The following is a 13751-nucleotide window of genomic DNA, read 5'->3' as shown; positions in this document are numbered from 1 at the left end:
AAGTGTTTTCGTTTGATACTTAGCCTTATGGCTCACCATCAAACCAGCCTCGACGGCATCTTCCAGGCGCTCGCCGATCCGACCCGCCGGGCCGTGATCGGCCGGCTCGGCCAGGGACCGGCCAGCATCACCGAGCTCGCCCGCCCCTTCGCCATGGCCCTGCCCTCGTTCATGAAACACATCCAGCTGCTCGAGGGCAGCGGCCTCATCCGCACCGAAAAGGCCGGACGGGTGCGCACCTGCGCGCTCCAACCGCACAGTTTCGCGCTGGCCGAAAGCTGGCTCTCGGCCCAGCGCGCCTTGTGGGAAGCCCGCACCGACCGGCTCGAACGCTTCGTCACCGCAACCCAAGACACGCCCATCCAGGACAAGGAGACCCCGGCATGACCCGTTCCGTCGACCCCGACCGCGACCTCACCTTCTCGCGGATCATCAAGGCGCCGCGCACCGCCATCTGGCGCGCCTGGACGACACCGGCGAGCCTCGAGAAATGGTGGATCCCCGCCCCCGCCCTGTGCCAGGTGGCGGCCCTGGAGTTGCGGCCGGGCGGCGCCTTCGTCACCCGCATGAGCGAGGACGGCGGCCCCTTCGTGCCGCATCTCGACGCCTGCTTCCTCGCCATCGAGGACAACAGTCAGATCGTCTTCACCAATGCGCTGACCGGCGGCTGGCGCCCGGCTGACCAGCCCTTCATGACTGCGATCATCTCGCTGAAGGACCATGCCGACGGTACCGACTATGCCGCGCACGTCATGCACAAGAGCCCGACCGACCGGGCCATGCATGTCGAGATGGGATTCCATGACGGCTGGGGCACGGTCGCCGCACAGCTCGCGCGCCTCGTCGAGCAGGCCTGACGGCCGCCCCGGCTGGTCGGCCCGAGACCTGTTAGCGCTTATCGATCATCGATGATGTCGCAAGAACCGGCGATAAATCCGATCTTTTCAATCTGATCCCGATTATCGCTTATCGCTCAGAGCGCGCGCCAGGCGCCACGCGGCCATCGATCCGTCAAAACGATTATCGCTTATCGTCCATGCCAGGCGTTCGCCGCCTGTCCACGGGCGTCGTGATGATCGCCTCGAACCGGTTGCCAAATCGCTACCGGTCGCCGGTGCCTTCCGGCGGCGCCTCTCAGTGCATCAGCCGGCCGCCGGCGACGTCCAGGATCGCGCCGGTGATCCAGGACGCGCTGGACGAGGCAAGGAACAGCGCCGCTCCGGCGACGTCGGCGGGGGTGCCGAGCCGCCTCAGCGGATGCATGGCGGCGACCGCCCTGCGCGTCTCCGGCGGCATCATCGCGGCCGTCCGCCCGGTCAGGATCGCCGACGGCGAAACACAATTGACCCGGATCCCGGACGGGCCGACCTCGGCGGCGAGATGCCGGGTCAGCATGATCACGCCGGCCTTCGCCGCCGCATAGGCCGAGGATGCCGGCGAGGCCTGGCGGCCGGCCGTCGACGCCATGGTGACGATGGTGCCGGCGCCGCGCTCCCGCATGCCCGGGAGAAATGCCTTCACGGTCAGGAAGGTCGCCGTGAGATTGTGGTCGATCCCGGAGCGCCAGTCCGCCTCGGCGGTCCCGTCGACCGGTGCCGGCCGCGCCGTGCCGCCGCCGGCGAAGGCCATGAGAATGTCGACCGGCCCGAAACGCCGGCCGATCGCCACGCGCGCCGCATCCAGCGCCGCCGCATCGGTACAGTCGGCGGCGATGGCGACCGCCTCCCCGCCTGCCGCCGCGATGCCGCCGACGACACGCTCGAGGGCTTCGGCGTTCCGGCCGCCGACCGCGACATTCACGCCGTTCGCCGCAAGCCAGCGGCAGGTCTCGGCGCCGATGCCGCCGGAGCCGCCCGTAACGAAGGCCGTGCGGCCCTCGAGATCGGGATAGATGACAGGGCGAGCGAGATCGCTGGACATGATGGGCTCCTTGGCCGGGGTGACGATCGACTGCCGGTCAGACGAAACGGGCGATCGCCATGGTGAGCGCTGTGACCGCGAGCAGGCCCGCCGCCACCCGATGACCGATCGCAACGCGCGGCGACGCGCCGGACATCCCCTGCCCCTCGCCCCTGTCGAGGCGGCCATGGACGGGGCCGATGACCGCGGCCTGCACGGCGACCGCGGCCAGGGCGGCGAATGCGCCGGCGCCGAGCACCCATTCCGGCGCGCCGGACAGGCCCCCATGCAGAAACCACCAGAGCAGCCCGCCGGTGATGATGGCGACCGTCGCGGCGCCCATCTGCGGCCGGAACAGCGGGCCTGCCCCGGCGCCGCCGAGGCGAGCGAGGGCAAAGGTCGATCCCGCCCAGAACGTGGCGGCCATGACGTGCAATGCGATAACGACGATGATCGGAAACTGCATATCGACAAGTCCTCCCGGCCAGGACGAAATTTGATATACATATCGTATAGTCAATTCGGAGTGTCAAGAACCGTGAGCTCGCGCCCCTACAAGAGCCCGCGCCGGGCCGAAGCCGCCGCGCAGACGCGCGACCGGATCGTGGCCGCCGCCACCGCCGTGCTGGGCAGCCCCGGCGCGGCCGGCGCCTTTTCGCTGGAAGCAACGGCGAAGGCGGCCGGGGTGACGCGGCTGACCGTCTACAACCAGTTCGGCTCGCGCCGGGCGCTGCTCGAAGCCGTATTCGACGATCGCGCGCGGCGGGCCGGCCTGCACCGGCTGGGCGAGGCCATGGCCGACCCGGATCCGCATGCCGGCCTGCGGCGGCTGGTCGCCGTCTTCTGCCATTTCTGGGATTTCGAGCGCGGCGTGACCGAGCGTGTCCACGCCGAAAGCCTCGGCGACGCGGAATTCGTCGAGGCCCTGAAGGCGCGCAACGAGCGCCGCCGCCAGGCCCTCGCCGTGCTGGTCGCGCGTATGACGAAGGATCGGACGCCGCCCGACGGCGCAACCAAGGATCTCGTCGACGTGCTGTTCGCCCTGACGAGCTACGGCTTCTTCGCGAGCCTCTCGACACCGGAGCGCCCGGCAGAGGCGACCGCCACGCTCATCGCGGCTCTCGCCGGAGCCGCCGTCGCGCAAGCCCTGCCGGGCCTCGGATAGAAAAAGCCGGCGAACGGCCCTGGGGCCTGCCGGCTCGGTCGTCCGTATCATAGCCGACGGACATCGCAACCGCCGTCGGCTTCGCCCTGCAAATCGACACTCCGCTCCGCAAGGCGCGGGGCCTTCCGGCAGTCCGGCGCGGCGGCGCCAAAAGGTCGTCCGCCTACCTTCCGTCGCGGCCGAACCAGCCGCCGCCGCCCACCACGGCGAGCGCGTTCTCGCCGAGGATGACCACAAGCGCGATGCCGGCCAGCAGCATCGACCAATCCGACAGGATAGACGTCATGGGTGCCCCCGCCCCTCGAACGTCAGAGCCGGTAGAGGATCTGGTCGGTCCAGAACCGCTCGAGCCGCAGCAGCGCCTTGTTCAGGCCCTTGAAGTCGTCGAGCGAGATGCCGCCGACCTGCTCCACGGTGCGCACGTGCTTGGCATAGAGCGCGCCGACGACATCGGCGACCTCGTGGCCCTTGTCGGTCAAGCTGATACGCACGGAACGGCGGTCGACGCGCGAGCGCTGGTGGGACAGATAGCCCATCTCGACCAGCTTCTTGAGATTGTAGGAGACGTTGGAGCCGAGATAGTAGCCCTTGGTGCGCAGTTCGCCGGCGGTCAGCTCGCGGTCGCCGATATTGAACAGCAGCAGCGCCTGGACGGCATTGATGTCGGACCGGTTGCGCCGGTCGAACTCGTCCTTGATCACGTCGAGCAGGCGGCGGTGCAGGCGCTCGATGAGGGTGAGCGCTTCCAGATAGGCCGGGCTGATCGCCTCGAAGCGCTCCTGGCGCTCCGGCGAAATGGGGGGGGCGGTAACATCGCGGGTCTTTGCAGCCGTGGTCATGGTGACGCCTCATATCCTGTTGCGGGTGCCGGAGCGTTTTTTTGCCCTCGGCTGGACGGCCCTGTTCTCCGTCCGTGTCGGCAGCCAAGTTAGGCCCGCGAGTTTTAAGAGCTGCCCAAAAAACAAGATGAAGGCGGCTTAACCCTCACAGGCTGAACAAGATCTTGAATTGATCTTTTGAAAATCTCTTGTTTTCTCTTCATAAACCTCAGGCAATTGCGGCAAGAAACGATTCACGATCCGAAGCCCGGTCCTGACGGATTTGACTCGAATTCGATCGCGACCACCGCCGAATTCGGCAAGGGACGGTCAACCATCGGCCTGATGGCGGATAGGTTCAATCAACCATCGGCCATTTATACTTCCTTGGGCATATCCGGCGCGATGCCGCCCCCCGCGCCATGGCCAGCAAGCGCGCCCAAGCCCCGGCACTGGCGGGAGGCGCGGCGCCGGCCGCAGATGATGGCCAAAGTCGAGGCCAGGAGTGATGGAGAGCCGCGCCATGTCCGAAACGCACCGCTGCTTGAGCCGCCGCACGCTGACCGCCGCGCTTGTCGCCCTTGCCGGCAGCGGGCCGGCCGCGGCGCAGGCGGGCCCGGCCAAGGACCATATCGGCCTGCCCGGACCGATCCGCTTCGACGGTGCCGACTATTTCCTCGCCTGGAGCGCGCGGCCGAACCCGACCTACGTCAAACAGGAATACCTGCCCGCCGGCCAGCGGCTGGAACGCTATGCCGCCATGCTGATCGTGGAAACGCTGACCTCCGGCATCACCGTCGCGGCCGCTGCCGGCAGCCAGATCAATACGCTCGACCGCCGCAAGGCGAATGATCCCGTCGTCAACTACCAGGTCCTGCGCAACGAGGCGCGCGGCGAGATCATCCTCGATTTCGTGATGAGCGCCGGACAAGGCGATGCCACGATCATCGAATGGAATGCCTACCGGTACACTCCACGCCGCGACGGCGTGAACCTGTTCGCCATCAGCCGGCGCGGCTATGGCGGCGGGGCACGGGAATTCCTGGTGGGCTTGAGGACATGGCGAATGGCGACGATCACCACTCTCGCGGACTATCGGCTGCCGGAGCTACGGCCCGAAGGATGACCGGACTGCTGCGGCCTGCGGCGGTTCTGCTCGCACTCGCCTGTGCCGCGCCGTTCAGCGTCGCCACCAGCCGGGCCCAGAGCCCGTCGCCGCAGCGCACCTTTCTCGACAGGCTCGACATGAGCTCGCCGGCGGCGACCCTGACGACGCTGATCCGGACCTATCGCCGGTCGGACTATTTCGCCGTGTTCTTTCTGCTGTCGCCGCGGGCGAAGGCCGGCTTTTCCGGCACGATCGCGCGCTATTTCAGCCTGCAGCCGCTGTTTCCCAAGGTCCGGGGCATGAATCTGCCCGGCGCGCATGTCGGCGAACGCAATGGCGGCGACGAAAGCGACGATGCGCTCGCCGATCCTGCCGTCTCGTTCGACAACATCATGCTGGCGGCCGACCGGGCCGGCGTCCTGCCGTTCACCTTCGGGCCGGCCGCTCAGATCAGCAGCATCGACGCGGGCGACACCACCGCCATTGCCGGCATCGCCACCGACGGTGAGCCGCAGCGGATCGCGGTCGGCCTGCGGCGGCTGACCACCGGCGACTGGCGCATCGAGCGGATCACCTGGGCCGGCTCGTCCAGTGTGCTGCAGCCGTGGGGCGTCGTGCCCCACCGCTGAGCGGATCGCTCACTGGCCGCGCAGGAACCGGACGATGCCGGAAAAGTCGGTCTGTGCGCCGCCCTGCGCCGCGAACAGGCCGTAGAGCGAGGCCGCCTCGGCGCCGAGCGGCGTTACCGCATTGGCCGAGCGCGCCGCGTCCTGGGCGAGCTTCAGGTCCTTCAGCATCATCGCCGCGGTGAAGCCCGGCTGATAGTCGCGGTTGGCCGGGCTCGTCGGCACCGGGCCGGGCACCGGGCAATAGGTGGTGAGCGACCAGGACTGCCCCGACGACTTGGCGGCGATGTCGAACAGCTTCTGGGCGTCGAGCCCGAGCTTCTCGGCGAGCACGAAAGCCTCCGAAGTGGCGATCATGGTGATGCCGAGGATCATGTTGTTGCAGATCTTGGCCGCCTGGCCGTTGCCGGGACCGCCGGCATGGACGATGGTCTTGCCCATCTGTTCGAGCAGCGGCTTGGCACGGGCGAAGGTGTCGTCCTCGCCGCCGCACATGAAGGTGAGCGTGCCGGCGGCGGCCCCGCCGACGCCGCCGGAGACCGGCCCGTCGAGCATGGCGAAACCCTTCTCCGCCGCGGCCTTGGCCACCGCCCGGGCGGTGTCGACGTCGATGGTCGAGGAATCGATGAAGAGCGCCCCGGCCTTGGCGTGGGCGACGATGCCCTGCGGCCCGAGATAGAGCGCGCTCACCTCGCGGCCGGAGGGCAGCATGGTGACGACGGCATCGGCGCCGGCGACCGCCTCGGCGATCGATGCGGCGCGCGCGCCGCCGGCGGCGACATGGCGCGCGATCGCGGCCTCCGTGACGTCGACGCCGATCACGGTATGGCCGGCCTTGACGAGGTTGGCCGCCATCGGGCCGCCCATATTGCCGAGGCCGATGAACGCGATGGTGCTCATGATATCCTCCTCACGGGTCCTGCCCGGGTGCTGCGGGTCAGTCTGCGCTGCCCTGGTCGATCTGGCGGGCGGCCATGGTGGCCACCACGATATAGATGAGAACGAGCGCGACATCGCCGGCCGATGCCAGCGGCGGCCGGCCGGCGGTCTCCACCCAGCCCTGCATGCCCATCGGCGCGGAGACGTCGATCACCAGCGCCACCATGGTGGCGAGGATCCACACGACGCCGCCCCAGGCGGCGGTGAGCCAGAGGCCGACGCCGGCGACGAGCTCGATGACGGCGAAAAACACCGTCGCGGTCTGCAATCCCGGAGCAAGCTGCTCGAACTCCACGCCGTCGAGCTGCTGGAAGCCGCAGATCACCGCCCAATGGAACAGGCCTCGGCCGAGCGCGAGCAGGGCCAGTCCGCGCAGGAACCAGGTCAGGATCCGCACCCAGTCGAGACGCGCGGCGGCATGGGCCTGGATCGGCGCATCGCCGCCAAGCCTCGGCTTGGTCGTGCTCATGAGGCAGGTCCCGCCGGCGGCACCAGCTCGCCTGCGCCGAGCGGTGCGAAATAGCCGGCGACCATCTCGCGTGTCACCGCGGCGAGCTCGGCCGGCCGCCAGGCCGGCCGGTTGTCCTTGTCGATGATCACGGCGCGCACGCCCTCGTAGAAGTCGTGGCCACGGCAGAGGCGCGAAACGATGCGGAACTCGGCGGCCATCGCCGCTTCGAAGCTCATCGCCTTGCCGGCGCGCACCTGGGCGAGTGCGATCTTGAGCGAGGTCGGCGATTTCAGGCGGATCGACGCGGCGGTCTCGCCGGCCCAGGGCTCGGCGGCGGCTTCGGCATCGAGCGCGGCGAGAATCTCCTCGACCCTATCGAAACGGAACGCGCGGTCGATGAGGCCGCGGCGGGCCGTGATCGACTGCGGCACGGTCGAGGTGCGGGCGACGGCCTCGAGCACCGAATCGACCGCATCCGCCTGCGTCAGGGCGTCGATCAGCGCGGGGAAGGCGGCCGAGGCCGCCGCATGGGTCGCAAGGCCCGTCGACAGCGCGTCGCCCTGTTTCATGCGCGCGCCGGTGAGCGCGAAATAGGTGCCGATCTCGCCGGGAATCCGCGGCAGGAAATAGGTGCCTCCGACATCGGGGAAGAAGCCGATGCCGACCTCGGGCATGGCGAAGGCGAATTTTTCGCCCGCCACGACGTGGCTGCCATGGACCGAGACGCCGACGCCCCCGCCCATGACGATGCCGTCGACAAGCGCGATGAACGGCTTGGGGAAGCGCTTGATCAGGATGTTGAGCTCATATTCCTCGCGCCAGAAGGTCAGCGCCTCGTCCTGCCGCCCGGCCTTGCCGAGATCGTGCAGCACGCGGATGTCGCCGCCGGCGCAGAAGGCCTTGTCGCCGGCGCCCATGATCATGACCCGGGTGACGGCCGGATCGACCGCCCAGGCCTCCAGCACGGGACGCATGGCGCGCACCATGCCGAGCGTCAGGGCGTTGAGCGCCGCCGGCCGGTTGAGCGTGATCAAGCCGGCCTTGCCGCGCCGCTCGATGAGGATTTCGGAGGTATCGGATCGGCTGTTCGATGAGGACATGGGGCGGGAAATTGAACCGTTTGCTGTCAGGAGCCGAGAAGGTCGCGCGAGACGATGACGCGCATGATCTCGTTGGTGCCTTCCAGGATCTGGTGGACCCTGACGTCGCGCAGGATGCGCTCGATCGGATGGTCGTTGAGATAGCCGTAGCCGCCATGCAATTGAAGACAGCCGTTGACCACCTCGAAACCGACATCGGTCGCGAACCGTTTCGCCATGGCTGCCATGGTGGTGGCGCGCGGCTCCTTGGCGCCGACCGCGACGGCGGCGCGATGCACCATCAGGCGCGCCGCCTCCAGGTCCGTCGCATAGTCGGCGAGCCGGAAGCGCAGGGCCTGGAAATCGCTCAGGGGCGCGCCGAACTGCTTGCGGTCCTTCATGTAGCCGATCGTGCGGTCGAGGCAGAACTGGGCGCCGCCGAGCGAACAGGCGGCAATGTTCAGGCGGCCGCCGTCGAGACCGGCCATGGCGATCTTGAAGCCCTGGCCCTCCTCGCCGACGAGATTCTCGGCCGGCACCCGGACATTGTCGAAATCGACGACGGCGGTGGGCTGGCTCTTCCAGCCGAGCTTCTTTTCCTGGGCGCCGAAGCTGAGGCCCGGCGTGTCCTTGTCGACCACGAAACAGGAGACGCCACGCGCGCCCTCGCCGCCAGTGCGGGCCATGACGACATAGACGTCGGAGCGCCCGCCGCCGGATATGAAGGCCTTGGCGCCGTTGATCACGTAGGAATTGCCGTCCTTGACGGCGCGCGTGCGCAGCGAGGCCGCATCGGAGCCCGCGCCCGCCTCCGTCAGGCAATAGCTGGCGAAGTGCTTCATGCTGCAGAGATCGGGCAGGTAGCGCCGGCGCAGGTCCTCATGGCCGAACGTGTCGATCATCCAGGCGGCCATGTTGTGGATCGAGATATAGGCGGTCGTGGAGACACAGCCCTTGGCCAGTTCCTCGAAGATGACCGCCGCGTCGAGCCGCGACAGGCCGGTGCCGCCGACGTCCTCCTTCACATAGATGCCGGCGAATCCCAATGCCGCCGCCTTGCGCAGCGTCTCCTCGGGGAAGACCGAGCCGGCATCCCAGTCGCGCGCATGCGGCTCCATCTCGTCCCGCGCGAAGTCGCGCGCGACGGCCTGGAAGGCCTGTTGGTCTTCGGACAGAACGAAATCCATTGGCGGTCACCTCCGCCAATGGATTAGGAGCCCGGCGCCGGTGCGGTCAATACGGCCGCCCGGCAGAGGCCGGAGGGAATTCGGAAAGGTCGGTCAGCGGCTGCCCATGGCGTTCTTGACCGCTCCGATGATCGCCAGCAGAACACCGCCGCCGACACCGCCCGATACGAGGCTGGAGAGAATACCGCTAAGAGAAAGTCCGCCGCCGGCCAGCAACCCGGGCAGGACCGCCGCGACGATCTGCCCGCCGAGACCGCCGCCCAGCAGACCGCCGATAGAGTTGATCAAGGTGCCCTGGTCGAGACTGGGGGCTGATTTGCCGGCGATATTGCCGCCAACGGCGCCTGCGATAAGCTGGATCAGAATAGGAAGAAGACTTTCCATCACTGTGCTCCCTTTCGCGTCGCGCGACTCGGCACTTCGGCCGAGACCGCAGAACAATTGAGGCACACAAGTGAGATAACTGGCCAGCCCTCGCCGAATACGTATCGCAGAACATCGCCGGCGGGGCTGTTCGCGACCGGACCGGGATGCTAGGGCTGATCCTGCCTGGGCTTCGGACACGCTCGGCGCCCTAAGGGAAGAAAACCATGTCGATCCGCGCGCTCCGCGGCCACCCGCCGCTGCCCTCGGCCGTATCAGCAGAAAAACTGTCGCTGGCCACGCGCCTGCGCCGCAACCGCAAGGCCGACTGGACCCGCCGCCTGGTGCGCGAGACGACGCTGACCGTCGACGACCTGATCTGGCCGCTGTTCCTGATCGATGCGCCGGAGCCGCGCACCCCGATCGACAGCATGCCGGGCGTCGATCGCATCACCATCGACGAAGCGGTGCGCGAGGCCGAGCGGGCGGCCAAGCTCGGCATTCCCGCGCTCGCCCCCTTCCCCTATGTCGACCCGGCGCTGCGCGACCCGACCGGGTCGGAAGCCGAGAACCGGCACAATCTGATGTGCCGGGCGGTGCGCGCGATCAAGCAGGCCGTGCCCGAGATCGGGCTGATCACCGATGCCGCGCTCGATCCCTACACCTCGCACGGCCATGACGGCGTCCTGACCGCGGACGGCCGGATCCTGAACGACGAGACGGTGGCCATCCTCTGCCGGCAGTCGCTGGCGCTGGCCGAGGCCGGCGCCGACTGCATCGCCCCGTCCGACATGATGGACGGCCGGATCGGTGCGATCCGGTCGGCCCTCGACGCCGCCGGCTTCGAGGAGACGCAGATCATGAGCTATGCGGCCAAATATGCCTCGGGCTTCTACGCGCCGTTCCGCGACGCGATCGGCACCAAGGCGACGCTGATCGGCGACAAGCGCACCTACCAGATGGACCCGGCCAACAGCGACGAAGCCCTGCGCGAAGTCGAGCTCGATCTCGCCGAGGGCGCCGACATGGTGATGGTGAAGCCCGGCATGCCCTATCTCGACATCTGCAGGCGCGTCAAAGACGCCTTCGGCGTGCCGACCTACGCCTATCAGGTGTCGGGCGAATACGCGATGATCGAGGGCGCCGCGCGGGCCGGCTATATCGACGGCGACCGGGCGATGATGGAGAGCCTCATCGGCTTCAAGCGCGCCGGCTGCGACGGCATCCTGACCTATTTCGCGCCGCGGGCGGCCGACCTCCTCAACGCCAGAGGCTGAGCTGAAGCCGGCCGCGCAGCCGGGCCGGCCGCGCCGGGCGCTCGCCCGGAGCGCCAGGCTCTCCTGGCGGCTCTGGCCGATCATGGCTGCCGGCCTCGCGCTCGGCGCCTGCACCAGCGTGGTCGCGCCCGACCACCTGCGCATCTGCCGCGACGTGATGCCGGCGCTGCATGCCGAGGGCACGGCGATCCGCGAGATCCGCTACGGCCCGGTCGCCGGTTACGAGCACGCCGTGCGCATCGCCTATCTCGCGCGCGAGCCCGGCCAGGAGAACAGATCGCATCACCTCATCTGCGTCTTCGCGGGCGGCGGCGCCGACACCGCCCGCTTCGACCTCGTGCGACTGGAGACCGAACGCGGGCCGCTCAGCCCGGTCCGGCTGCAGATCCTGAAGCGCTGGTGGCTCGGCAATGCCGCGATCACCGCCGCGGCCGCAGCCCGCCGGCAGGCGGAAGCTGCCGTCCCCGCCGTGCCGATGCCGCTCGCCTACGGCCTCCAGCAGGCGGCGAACGGGCTGGTGCCGGCCACGCTCTACGGCCTGCTCGCCACCGCCTTCGCCCTCGTCTACGGCCTCATCGGCCGCATCAACCTGGCCTTCGGCGAGATTGCCGTTGCCGGCGCCTATGCCGCCATCGGCCTCGTCGCCATCACGGCGACGAGCCTCGGGCCGGGCCCGGCGCTCGGTCTGGCGCTCGCCGTCGGCGCGCTGACCGCCGCGGCCACCAATCTCGCCGTCGGCCGCGCAGTCGTCGCGCCGCTCATCGGTCGCCGGCGGAACGGCCAGGCCGTGCTGATGGCCACGGTCGGCCTCGCCGTGGCCCTGGGCGAGGCCCTGCGCCTGACGCATGGCGCGGCCGCCCGGTGGGCACCACCGATCGCCTCCGGCCCGATCCCGGTCGTGCGCGCGGGCGACTTCGTGACGACCGTCACGCTCAACCAGATGAGCGTCGCCGGCTTCGCGCTCGCCACCGCGCTCGGCCTCGTCTGGCTGATGCGCGCGTCCCGGTTCGGCCGGTCCTGGCGCGCCTTCGCCGACGATCCCGGCATGGCCGCGCTGTGCGGCATCGACCAGGGCCGGCTGATCGCCCTTACCTTTGCGCTGTCGGGCGCGGTGGCCGGCGCCGCCGGCTTCGCCCATGCCATGCATTTCGGCTCCGTCCATTTCGGCATCAGCACGGTGTTCGGCCTGAAGGCCCTGGTCGCCGCCATTCTCGGTGGCGTCGGCTCGGTGCCCGGCGCCTTCGTCGGCGGCCTGGTGCTCGGCCTCGCGGAAACCGCCTGGTCGAGCTATTTGCCTATCGAATGGCGCGACATAGCCGTCTATACCGCGCTCGTCTTGTTGATCGTCGTCAGGCCCACCGGCCTGTTCGACACGAATGGGAGGCCCGTGTGATGCTGTCCTTTGCCGCCATCGAGACCGCGCGCGAGACCATCAGGGGCCGGGTCATGCGCACGCCCATGCTGCCCGCGCCGGCGCTGTCGGCAATGTCCGGCGCCGAGGTCTTCATCAAATACGAGAACCTGCAGGTCACCAACTCGTTCAAGGAGCGCGGCGCCCTGGTCAAGCTCGCCAGCCTCGGCGAGAAGGAGCGCCAGCGCGGCGTCATCGCCATGTCGGCCGGCAACCATGCGCAGGCGGTGGCGCTGCACGCCAGCCGCCTCGGCATCCCCGCCACCATCGTCATGCCGGTGACCACGCCTTTCGTGAAGGTGGCGGCGACGCGCAGCCATGGCGCCCGGGTGGTGCTGGACGGCGAGACGCTGGCGGAGGCGCAGGCCCGGGCCGAGGCGATCCAGGCCGCCGAGGGCCTCGTCTGGGTCCATCCCTACGACGACCCGCACGTGGTGGCGGGCCAGGGCACGGTCGCCTGCGAAATGCTCGAGGACCAGCCCGATCTCGACATGCTGATCGTGCCGATCGGCGGCGGCGGCCTGATCGCCGGCAATGCGCTCGCCGCCAAGGCGATCCGCCCGTCGATCGAATGCGTGGGCGTCGAGGCCGAGCTCTATCCGTCCATGTGGAACGCCATCCACGGCGGCGACCGGCCCTGCGGCGGCCCGACGCTCGCCGAGGGCATCGCGGTCAAGTTCACCGGCAAGACCACGCTGCCGATCGTCCGCGAGCACGTTTCCGGCATCGTCCTCGTCAGCGAGAGCCAGCTCGAACGGGCCGTCAATTTCTGCCTCACCCAGCAGAAGCTGATCGCCGAGGGCGCCGGCGCCGCCGGCATCGCGGCGCTGCTCGCCGAACCCGGCCGGTTCCGCGGCAAGCGGGTCGGCATCATCCTCACCGGCGGCAATATCGACCCGCGGATCCTCGCCTCGATCATGGTGCGCGAGCTCGAGCGCGAGGACCGCATCGTCGCGATCCGCATGACCATTCCCGACCGGCCCGGCCTGCTCGGCAGCATCGCGACGCTGATCGGCCGGATGGGCGCCAATATCCTCGAGGTCGAGCACCGCCGGCATTTTCTCGACACGCCGGCCAAGGGCACCAAGCTCGACATCACCCTGGAAACCCGCGACAGCAATCATGCGCACGAGATCATGGAGGCGCTGGCGGCCGAAGGCCTGCCGGCGACCCGGATCAGCGCCGGCAGCGACGATATCAGCTGAGCGCGGCCCCGGAGGCGCAAGCGCCGGCAGTGACGATATCAGCTGAGCGCGGACCCGGCCGCGCAGGCGCCGGCAGTGACGACATCAGCTGAGTGCGGACCCGGCCGCACAGGTGCCGGCAGGGGCGACATCAGCTGAGGGCGGATACGGCCGCCGCGCGGGTGCCGGCAGGGGCGACATCAGCTGAGCGCGGACCCGGCCGCGCAGGCGCCGGCAGCGGCGA

General features: G+C 69.1%; 17 protein-coding genes. 8 read left to right on the top strand and 9 right to left on the bottom strand.

Going from position 1 to position 13751, the window contains the following annotated elements; all coding sequences use genetic code 11:
- Nucleotides 1-27: 27 nt before the first annotated feature.
- Together OZ671_RS22235 and OZ671_RS22230 are read left to right on the top strand one after the other, a co-directional pair.
- Nucleotides 28-387, top strand: coding sequence for an ArsR/SmtB family transcription factor (locus tag OZ671_RS22235; protein ID WP_268862745.1), 360 nt, complete (start codon nt 28-30; stop codon nt 385-387).
- The gene (locus OZ671_RS22230) at nt 384-857 is read left to right on the top strand and encodes an SRPBCC family protein (RefSeq protein ID WP_268862744.1); all 474 of its coding nucleotides are present in this window, start codon (nt 384-386) and stop codon (nt 855-857) included. Before OZ671_RS22235 ends, OZ671_RS22230 begins: the two co-directional genes overlap by 4 nt.
- Before the next feature lie 277 nt (nt 858-1134).
- Here OZ671_RS22230 and OZ671_RS22225 read toward each other — a convergent pair whose 3' ends face one another.
- Together OZ671_RS22225 and OZ671_RS22220 are read right to left on the bottom strand one after the other, a co-directional pair.
- A complete protein-coding gene (locus tag OZ671_RS22225; protein WP_268862743.1) occupies nt 1135-1920 on the bottom strand; it encodes an SDR family NAD(P)-dependent oxidoreductase in 786 nt (261 codons plus the stop codon).
- 37 nt (nt 1921-1957) lie between these two features.
- Nucleotides 1958-2365, bottom strand: coding sequence for a hypothetical protein (locus OZ671_RS22220; RefSeq protein ID WP_268862742.1), 408 nt, complete (start codon nt 2363-2365; stop codon nt 1958-1960).
- A 72-nt stretch (nt 2366-2437) separates the two neighbouring features.
- On the opposite strand from OZ671_RS22220, the gene OZ671_RS22215 reads away from it, so the two are divergent.
- Nucleotides 2438-3064: a TetR/AcrR family transcriptional regulator gene (locus OZ671_RS22215; RefSeq protein WP_268862741.1), complete on the top strand. Its 627-nt coding sequence runs from the start codon at nt 2438-2440 to the stop codon at nt 3062-3064.
- 163 nt (nt 3065-3227) lie between these two features.
- Here OZ671_RS22215 and OZ671_RS22210 read toward each other — a convergent pair whose 3' ends face one another.
- Nucleotides 3228-3350: a hypothetical protein gene (locus OZ671_RS22210; RefSeq protein WP_268862740.1), complete on the bottom strand. Its 123-nt coding sequence runs from the start codon at nt 3348-3350 to the stop codon at nt 3228-3230.
- Nucleotides 3351-3372: 22 nt separating this feature from the next.
- On the bottom strand, nt 3373-3903 hold the full coding sequence (gene ldtR / locus OZ671_RS22205) for a transcriptional regulator LdtR (RefSeq protein WP_103168266.1): 531 nt from the start codon (nt 3901-3903) through the stop codon (nt 3373-3375).
- A 502-nt stretch (nt 3904-4405) separates the two neighbouring features.
- Here ldtR and OZ671_RS22200 point away from each other — a divergent pair.
- Both OZ671_RS22200 and OZ671_RS22195 read left to right on the top strand, forming a co-directional pair.
- Nucleotides 4406-5008, top strand: a complete 603-nt coding sequence (locus OZ671_RS22200; protein WP_268862739.1) for a hypothetical protein — start codon at nt 4406-4408, stop codon at nt 5006-5008.
- Complete coding sequence (locus tag OZ671_RS22195) at nt 5005-5619, top strand: hypothetical protein (protein WP_268862738.1); 615 nt, start codon at nt 5005-5007, stop codon at nt 5617-5619. The genes OZ671_RS22200 and OZ671_RS22195 overlap by 4 nt, the downstream gene beginning before the upstream one ends.
- 9 nt (nt 5620-5628) lie before the next feature.
- Here the strand turns inward: OZ671_RS22195 and mmsB are convergent, their stop codons facing one another.
- The 5 genes from mmsB to OZ671_RS22170 form a co-directional block, all read right to left on the bottom strand.
- Nucleotides 5629-6516: a 3-hydroxyisobutyrate dehydrogenase gene (mmsB, locus tag OZ671_RS22190; RefSeq protein WP_038311588.1), complete on the bottom strand. Its 888-nt coding sequence runs from the start codon at nt 6514-6516 to the stop codon at nt 5629-5631.
- A 37-nt stretch (nt 6517-6553) separates the two neighbouring features.
- Entirely contained in the window at nt 6554-7024 is a 471-nt protein-coding gene (locus tag OZ671_RS22185; RefSeq protein WP_268862737.1) for a DUF6163 family protein, read from the bottom strand.
- Nucleotides 7021-8106 carry an enoyl-CoA hydratase/isomerase family protein gene (locus tag OZ671_RS22180; protein WP_268862736.1) on the bottom strand — a complete coding sequence of 362 codons (1086 nt, stop codon included), beginning with the start codon at nt 8104-8106 and terminating at the stop codon, nt 7021-7023. Before OZ671_RS22180 ends, OZ671_RS22185 begins: the two co-directional genes overlap by 4 nt.
- 26 nt (nt 8107-8132) lie before the next feature.
- A complete protein-coding gene (locus OZ671_RS22175; RefSeq protein WP_268862735.1) occupies nt 8133-9272 on the bottom strand; it encodes an acyl-CoA dehydrogenase family protein in 1140 nt (379 codons plus the stop codon).
- 93 nt (nt 9273-9365) lie between these two features.
- Complete coding sequence (locus OZ671_RS22170; RefSeq protein WP_268862734.1) at nt 9366-9656, bottom strand: hypothetical protein; 291 nt, start codon at nt 9654-9656, stop codon at nt 9366-9368.
- Between the two features lie 206 nt (nt 9657-9862).
- On the opposite strand from OZ671_RS22170, the gene hemB reads away from it, so the two are divergent.
- The 3 genes from hemB to OZ671_RS22155 all read left to right on the top strand — a co-directional run bounded on the left by hemB (nt 9863) and on the right by OZ671_RS22155 (nt 13528).
- Nucleotides 9863-10912, top strand: coding sequence for a porphobilinogen synthase (gene hemB, locus OZ671_RS22165; RefSeq protein ID WP_268862733.1), 1050 nt, complete (start codon nt 9863-9865; stop codon nt 10910-10912).
- An 82-nt stretch (nt 10913-10994) separates the two neighbouring features.
- Nucleotides 10995-12305 (top strand): branched-chain amino acid ABC transporter permease, encoded by a 1311-nt coding sequence (locus OZ671_RS22160; RefSeq protein WP_268862732.1) that lies wholly within the window; start codon nt 10995-10997, stop codon nt 12303-12305.
- Nucleotides 12305-13528, top strand: coding sequence for a threonine ammonia-lyase (locus OZ671_RS22155; RefSeq protein ID WP_268862731.1), 1224 nt, complete (start codon nt 12305-12307; stop codon nt 13526-13528). Before OZ671_RS22160 ends, OZ671_RS22155 begins: the two co-directional genes overlap by 1 nt.
- The last annotated feature ends 223 nt before the right edge of the window (nt 13529-13751 follow it).

The sequence above is a fragment of the Phreatobacter sp. AB_2022a genome, assembly GCF_026847585.1.
In the GTDB taxonomy this organism is placed as follows: domain Bacteria; phylum Pseudomonadota; class Alphaproteobacteria; order Rhizobiales; family Phreatobacteraceae; genus Phreatobacter.
Note: the sequence above shows the minus strand (reverse complement) of the source record. Positions and strands in the feature narration are given on the sequence as shown.